Origin of the sequence: Streptomyces sp. NPDC052079 (genome assembly GCF_040680275.1) — a bacterium.
Taxonomy (GTDB): domain Bacteria; phylum Actinomycetota; class Actinomycetes; order Streptomycetales; family Streptomycetaceae; genus Streptomyces.
On record NZ_JBFAWL010000021.1, the window covers coordinates 108,384 to 114,785 of the forward strand.

The window sequence follows — 6,402 nt, forward strand, 5'->3', positions numbered from 1 at the left end:
TCCGTACGCCGGGCCGCCGGTCTGCGCCTCGTAAGTCCCGGTGCCGAGCGGCCCCCACGCGGCGCGCGGCCGGTTCACCGGCCGTCGGTCAGATGCGCATCCGGTCGGCGAGCTTCCTCACGGTCCCATCCGACACGGACCTGCGGCACGTCGGAGGGGTCAGCGGCCCCTGGTCGGTGACGCCAGCGGCGCGCCGTCGGCGAGGCCCGCGCACAGCTCGCGCAGGATGGGCTCGAACCCGGGGGCCGACGCCCCCGCACGGCGGATCAGGGCCTCGGCGTGCCGGTGGCGGGAGGGGCCGTCCAGGGGCTTCGGCAGGCCCGCCGCGGCGGCGAGTGCTAGGGCCGCGGCGGTCGGCTCGGGGACGTTCTCGGCGGACGCGGATCCGTCCAGGACCTGGTGGGCCTCCCGGTGCAGGGCGTCCGCGCGGGCGGTGTCGGCCAGGACGTGTTCCACGGACGGGAACACGCCGAGGACCCGGTGCTTCTCGGCACGCAGGGCGCCTTCGGCCACGAGCTGCTCCCGGACCGCGTCCAGGGTGTGCCGCGCGTGCAGCGTCACCCAGACGCGCCAGCGGTGCGGGAAGGACTCGGTGATGAGTTCGAGGAGACCGTCCAGGACCGGGTCCCCGGTCCTGGAGTCCAGGTCGACCGGCGTGGCGATGCCGTCGTCGTCGGTCAGCAGACCGCGCCGCGCCAGCTCGGCGAGGGCACCGGCGCGCACCAGGGCGGACAGTCGGGCCGGGTCGGTGTCCCAGGCCAGCAGGCAGAGACGGGCCGGCAGTGAGAGCGGGCCGTGGGGCACAGGGCCTCCTCGAGGGTGACGTCGCGGTCGTAAAAAGGCGTTGACAGCCGTTCCGGCCGCTCCTACGGTGTACAGCGGTTCTGTTGCCGTCGAATGGAGAAGGACGTTGCTCGTCTGAGGTTCTGAGACACCGCGTCACACCTGTCGGGTGTGTACGCCGCGTGCGACCTCGGCGTTCGAGCCGTCCTTGTGCTCCCTCCGGAACAGGGCTTTTTTCATGCCCACGGCTTTCCCTTCCGGCTGCCGGTCGTCGTCCCGCGGTGTCTCGATACGCGTTTGCCCCTGATCGCCCCGAGCAACCGCGGAGGCCCGCATGTCACCATCCATCACCTGTACGTCCCTCGCCTTCACCTGGCCCGACGGCACCGCCGTCTTCGAGGGCCTCGACGTCGCCTTCGGCCCCGGCCGCACCGGGCTCGTCGGCGTCAACGGCTCGGGCAAGTCGACCTTGCTGAAGCTGATCGCCGGAGAGCTCAGCCCGGCGGACGGCGCCGTCCGCGTCGCCGGCGAGGTGGGCTGTCTGCCACAGAACGTCACCCTCGACACCGCGCTGAGGGTCGACGAGGCCCTCGGCATCGCCGCACGGCGGGCCGCGCTGCATGCCATCGAGGCGGGCGACGTGGCCGAGGAGCACTTCGAGACCGTCGGCGACGACTGGGACGTCGAGGAACGCGCCCTGGCCACGCTGGGCGAACTCGGCCTCGGTCACATCGGCCTCGACCGCACCGTGGGCGAGGTGTCGGGCGGCGAGTCGGTACTGCTGCGGCTGGCGGCGCTGCTCCTGCGGCGTCCGGACGTGCTGCTGCTCGACGAGCCCACCAACAACCTCGACCTGTACGCCCGCAGACGGCTGTACGCGGCCGTGGAGAACTGGCCCGGCGTCATGGTTGTGGTCAGCCACGACCGTGAACTGCTGGACCTCGTCGACCAGATCGCGGATCTGCGCTCGGGTGAAGTCACCTGGTACGGCGGCAACTTCTCGGCGTACGAGGAGGCCCTGGCCGTAGAGCAGGAGGCCGCCGAGCGGACGGTGCGCGTCGCCGAGGCGGACTTCCGCAAGCAGAAGCGCGAACTGGTCGACGCCCAGGTCAAACTGGCCCGCCGCAAGCGGTACGGCCAGAAGATGTTCGAGCAGAAGCGCGAGCCGAAAATCGTCATGGGGGCGCGCAAGCGCGCGGCGCAGGTGTCCGCGGGCAAGCACCGGATCATGCACGAGGAGAAGCTTTCCGAGGCCAGGGAACGGCTCGACGACGCGGTGGAGGCCGTACGGGACGACGACGAGATCCGCGTCGACCTGCCGTACACGGCCGTACCGCAGGGCCGGGGCGTCCTCACCCTCATGGACCTGGAACTGGCGTACGGCGCCCGGGTGCGGGGCGGCTTCGATCTGCGCGGGCCCGAGCGGGTGGCGCTGATCGGGCGCAACGGCGCGGGCAAGACGACGCTGCTGCGCACGATCGCCGGTGAGCTGGAGCCGGTCTCCGGCGAGGCGCGGGCCCATGTGCCCCTGCGGTTCCTGCCGCAGCGCCTCGACGTCCTCGACCCGGAACTGACCGTCGCCGAGAACGTGGCCCGGTTCGCCCCGGGCGCCACCAACAACCGGGTCCGGGCCCGGCTCGCCCGGTTCCTGTTCCGGGGCGCCCGCGCGGACCAGAAGGCGGAGACACTCTCCGGCGGCGAGCGTTTCCGGGCGGCGCTGGCCGCGCTGATGCTGGCGGAGCCCGCGCCGCAGCTGCTGATGCTGGACGAGCCGACCAACAACCTCGACATGGCGAGCGTCCGGCAGCTCACCACCGCGCTGGAGTCGTACGAGGGAGCGCTGATCGTGGCCAGTCACGATCTGCCGTTCCTGGAGTCGATCGGCATCACGCGGTGGCTGCTGATGGAGGAGGGGGAGCTGAGGGAGACCACGGCCGAGGCCGTGGGGGCGTCCCGCCCGGCGCACTGAGGCGTTACCGGTGGTACAACTCATCGCCGTCAGGGGTGGTCCTGTCCCGATTCGCCCTGCATGATGGCTGCGCCGACGCCCGTGGGAGGCCGGCCGCCGCACGGCCTCCCCGGCTCGGTGGAGCCATGCCCGTCCGTCCGAAAGGCGCACCCGTGCCCAGCAAGAAGGCCCTCGTCCGCCGCCCCTCGCCCCGCCTGGCCGAAGGTCTGGTGACGCACCTCGAACGGGAGGACGTTGACCTCGACCGGGCGGTGAAGCAGTGGGAGGCGTACACAGAGGCCCTGCGCGCCCACGGCTGGGAGACGATCGAGGTGGACCCTGCCGACGACTGCCCGGACTCGGTCTTCGTGGAGGACACCGTCGTCATGTTCCGGAACGTGGCGCTGATCGCGCGGTCCGGCGCGGAGTCCCGGCGTGCCGAGACGTCCGGGGTCGAGGAGGCCGTGGCGTCCCTCGGCTGCTCGGTGAACTGGGTCTGGGAGCCGGGCACCCTGGACGGCGGAGATGTGCTGAAGGTCGGCGACACGGTGTACGTCGGCCGGGGCGGGCGCACCAACGCGGCCGGGGTGCAGCAGGTGCGGGCCGCCTTCGAGCCGCTGGGCGCACGGGTCGTCGCCGTGCCGGTCGCGAAGGTGCTGCATCTGAAGTCCGCGGTCACGGCGCTGCCGGACGGGACGGTCGTCGGGCATATCCCGGCCATGGACGCGCCCTCGCTGTTCCCGCGCTTCCTGCCGGTGCCGGAGGAGTCGGGGTCGCATGTGGTGCTGCTCGGCGGGGACAAGCTGCTGATGGCGGCGAGCGCGCCGAAGACCGCGGAGCTGTACGCGGATCTCGGCTACCAGCCGGTCCTGGTGGACGTCGGCGAGTTCGAGAAGCTCGAGGGGTGTGTGACGTGCCTCTCGGTCCGCCTGCGGGAGTTGTACGCCTGAACCGGACCAATATCACCCGTACGGCGCAGCGACCTGCGGCTCCGGTGGCATTCGGCGACGCCACGCCACTCGTACGGACCCCCGCTGATCAGCGGTCTTTACGGCGGTCTTAACCTACGGCTTCGTAACCTACGGATTCGTAGCCTACGATTCCGTAGGTTCCCGGCACCCCTCGCCGGACCTCAGCATGTCAGCGTCCCCCTGGAGTCACCCGTGTCGCTCGCTTCTTCCCACCTCGGCAGCCCTTCCGTCTGGACCGACGCCCGGCTGTTGTACGCACTGGAAGAAGTGGTCGAGAAGGAGCTCAACCGGCACCTGAAGGTCGCCAAGGACTGGATGCCGCACGAGTACGTGCCGTTCAGCGACGCCCGCAACTTCCCCGGCTTCTTCGAGGACGGCGAGGCCTGGGACAAGGAGCAGTCGAAGGTCACCGAGGTCGGCCGGATCGCGCTGGTGGTGAACCTGCTGACCGAGGACAACCTTCCCAGCTACCACCACGAGATCGCCACGCTCTTCGGCCGTGAGGGCGCCTGGGGCACCTGGGTGCACCGCTGGACGGCCGAGGAGGGCCGGCACGGCATCGTGATGCGGGACTATCTGCTCGCCTCGCGGGCGGTGGACCCGGACCAGCTGGAGCAGTTCCGCATGGCCCATATGAGCGAGGGCTTCGAGTCGGACAACCGGCACTCGATGCTCCACTCGATCGCCTACGTCGCCTTCCAGGAACTGGCCACCCGCATCTCGCACCGCAACACCGGTCACCAGTCGGGTGACCCGGTCTGTGACCGCATGCTGGCCCGTATCGCGACCGACGAGAACCTGCACATGGTCTTCTACCGCAACCTGCTCAAGTCGGCGTTCGAACTGGCCCCGGACCTCACGATGCAGGCGGTGCGCGATGTCGTGGTGAACTTCCGGATGCCCGGACACGGCATCCCCGGGTTCGAGCGGGCGGCCGCGCAGATGGCCATCGGCGAGGTGTACAACCTGCGCATCCACCACGACGACGTGATCCAGCCGGTGCTCCGCTTCCTCAAGGTCCTGGAGATCGACGGGCTGGGCCCGGAGGGCGTGAAGGCCCAGGAGGAACTGGGTCTGTTCCTGGGCGGCCTGGACGCGGAGGCCGCCAAGTTCGACGAGAAGCTGGCGGCCCGCAAGGCCCGGATGGGGGCCCGCGCCGCCCGCTGAGGTCCTGTCGGGGCGGGGCGGCTGGATTCGTAGGGGGCAGGAGCCGGGTCGCACCCGTCAATTCCGGCCGATCACCAGGCCGCCTCCCGGTAGTCCTTCAGGAACACCCCGGCCACCGGGTCCCCGGCCTTCCCGCCCGAATGGGTTCTCCCCGACCCGCATGGGCGGTGGCTGAGGGGAACTACCGTCCTGTGCGCCGCAGTTCCATGCGTTCCTTCTCCGACATGCCGCCCCAGACGCCGAAGCGCATGTCGTTGGTCAGGGCGTACTCCAGGCAGGTGGCGCGGATCGGGCAGAGGCCGCAGATGCGCTTGGCCTCGCGGACGGAACTGCCGGGCTCGGGGAAGAAGAATTCTCCTCCCGTCTGCGCGCACAACGCCTGCTCCTGCCAGGCGAGATCGGGCGACGGGACCGTGTGGATGTGCATGGCCGGAAGCGTGCCGGACGGCGTAAAACGTTTGATCAACGCCGTATCAACGGGCGGGACGCGGGGGTCTGCCGCCCGTGACCGCATGATCGTGGCGCCGGGTGGTCCGGCGCGCACGGTGGCGCGCCGGGGTTCAGGTCTGGCGCGGATCGCCCTTGAGGACCGCGAAGCGGGCGCCGTACGGGTCCTCCAGGCGGGCGAGTCGGCCCACGCCGGCGAGGGACGTGGGGGGCATCCGGACCTTGCCGCCCAGCTCGGCGGCCCTGTCGACTACCGCGTCCGGGTCCTTTACCCCGATGTAGGGCAGCCAGTACGGGATCCCGCTCTCCGCCTCGACGGGGTCGTCGGCCAGCGGGACCAACCCGCCGAACATGCCCTCCTCCCCCGTCCCGGCGGGGTTGACGGAGGTGTAGACACCGCCGGGGAAGGTCACCGCCGAGGTCTCCCAGCCGAGGGTGGCGTGGTAGAAGGCGGCGGTTCGGGCGATGTCGGGGGTGTAGAGCTCGACCCAGCACAGGGAGCCTGCCTCGCCGGCCGCTTCGATGCCCTTGCGCTGGGCGGGCTGCCAGATGCCGAAGGGGACGCCTGCGTGGTCGGTGAGGATTGCCGTTCTGCCCTGCTCCATTACGTCCGTGGGCGGCATGGACACTCCGCCTCCGGACTGCTGGGCGGTTTGTGCGGTGGCGTCCGCGTCGGGGGTCTGGAAGTAGATGGTCCAGGCGGGTGGGCCCTGCTCTGGTGCGCTCTGCATGCCGCCTGCGACGATTCGGTCGGCGAGTTCGAAGAAGCCGTAGCCGCCGGCGTGGGGGCCTGCGGACCGGAACTCCCAGCCGAACAGGGCGTTGTAGAAGGACGCGGCGCCGTCCATGTCGGGGGTGCCGACGTCGATCCAGTTCGGGGCGCCGTTGACGAAGTGGGTGGTGAGCATGGTGGCCTCCTCCTCCGGTGGGGAGTCTTCCACCGGCCACTGACAATCACCGCCGGTGCACTCGGACGGGCGTGGTGTTTTTCGCCCCCGCCGCCCCTTCCCGTTCCCGTCCCCCGGGGGCGCTGCCCCCGGACCCCCGCTCCTCAAACGCCGGAGGGGCTAAAAACGGGCCAACGCC

At 70.8% G+C, this 6,402-nt stretch carries 6 protein-coding genes; 3 read left to right on the forward strand and 3 right to left on the reverse strand.

The window, feature by feature from the left end:
• Window positions 1-159 precede the first annotated feature (159 nt).
• Complete coding sequence (locus AB0L56_RS25685; RefSeq protein ID WP_365426936.1) at window positions 160-804, reverse strand: GPP34 family phosphoprotein; 645 nt, start codon at window positions 802-804, stop codon at window positions 160-162.
• A gap of 313 nt (window positions 805-1,117) precedes the next feature.
• On the opposite strand from AB0L56_RS25685, the gene AB0L56_RS25690 reads away from it, so the two are divergent.
• The 3 genes from AB0L56_RS25690 to AB0L56_RS25700 all read left to right on the forward strand — a co-directional run bounded on the left by AB0L56_RS25690 (window position 1,118) and on the right by AB0L56_RS25700 (window position 4,869).
• Window positions 1,118-2,752, forward strand: a complete 1,635-nt coding sequence (locus tag AB0L56_RS25690; protein WP_365426939.1) for an ABC-F family ATP-binding cassette domain-containing protein — start codon at window positions 1,118-1,120, stop codon at window positions 2,750-2,752.
• A gap of 152 nt (window positions 2,753-2,904) precedes the next feature.
• A complete protein-coding gene (ddaH, locus tag AB0L56_RS25695; protein WP_365426942.1) occupies window positions 2,905-3,681 on the forward strand; it encodes a dimethylargininase in 777 nt (258 codons plus the stop codon).
• A gap of 213 nt (window positions 3,682-3,894) precedes the next feature.
• Window positions 3,895-4,869: an acyl-ACP desaturase gene (locus AB0L56_RS25700; protein ID WP_365426945.1), complete on the forward strand. Its 975-nt coding sequence runs from the start codon at window positions 3,895-3,897 to the stop codon at window positions 4,867-4,869.
• Window positions 4,870-5,050: 181 nt separating this feature from the next.
• Here AB0L56_RS25700 and AB0L56_RS25705 read toward each other — a convergent pair whose 3' ends face one another.
• Complete coding sequence (locus tag AB0L56_RS25705) at window positions 5,051-5,296, reverse strand: WhiB family transcriptional regulator (protein ID WP_361029647.1); 246 nt, start codon at window positions 5,294-5,296, stop codon at window positions 5,051-5,053.
• Window positions 5,297-5,429: 133 nt separating this feature from the next.
• Window positions 5,430-6,224, reverse strand: a complete 795-nt coding sequence (locus tag AB0L56_RS25710; RefSeq protein ID WP_365426948.1) for a VOC family protein — start codon at window positions 6,222-6,224, stop codon at window positions 5,430-5,432.
• Window positions 6,225-6,402: the final 178 nt, after the last annotated feature.

Excerpts from the sequence above, each read along its gene's own strand:
- AB0L56_RS25690 (WP_365426939.1), top strand. The coding sequence starts at position 1,118 with ATGTCACCATCCATCACCTGTACGTCCCTCGCCTTCACCTGGCCCGAC.
- AB0L56_RS25705 (WP_361029647.1), bottom strand. The coding sequence starts at position 5,296 with ATGCACATCCACACGGTCCCGTCGCCCGATCTCGCCTGGCAGGAGCAG.
- AB0L56_RS25710 (WP_365426948.1), bottom strand. The coding sequence starts at position 6,224 with ATGCTCACCACCCACTTCGTCAACGGCGCCCCGAACTGGATCGACGTC.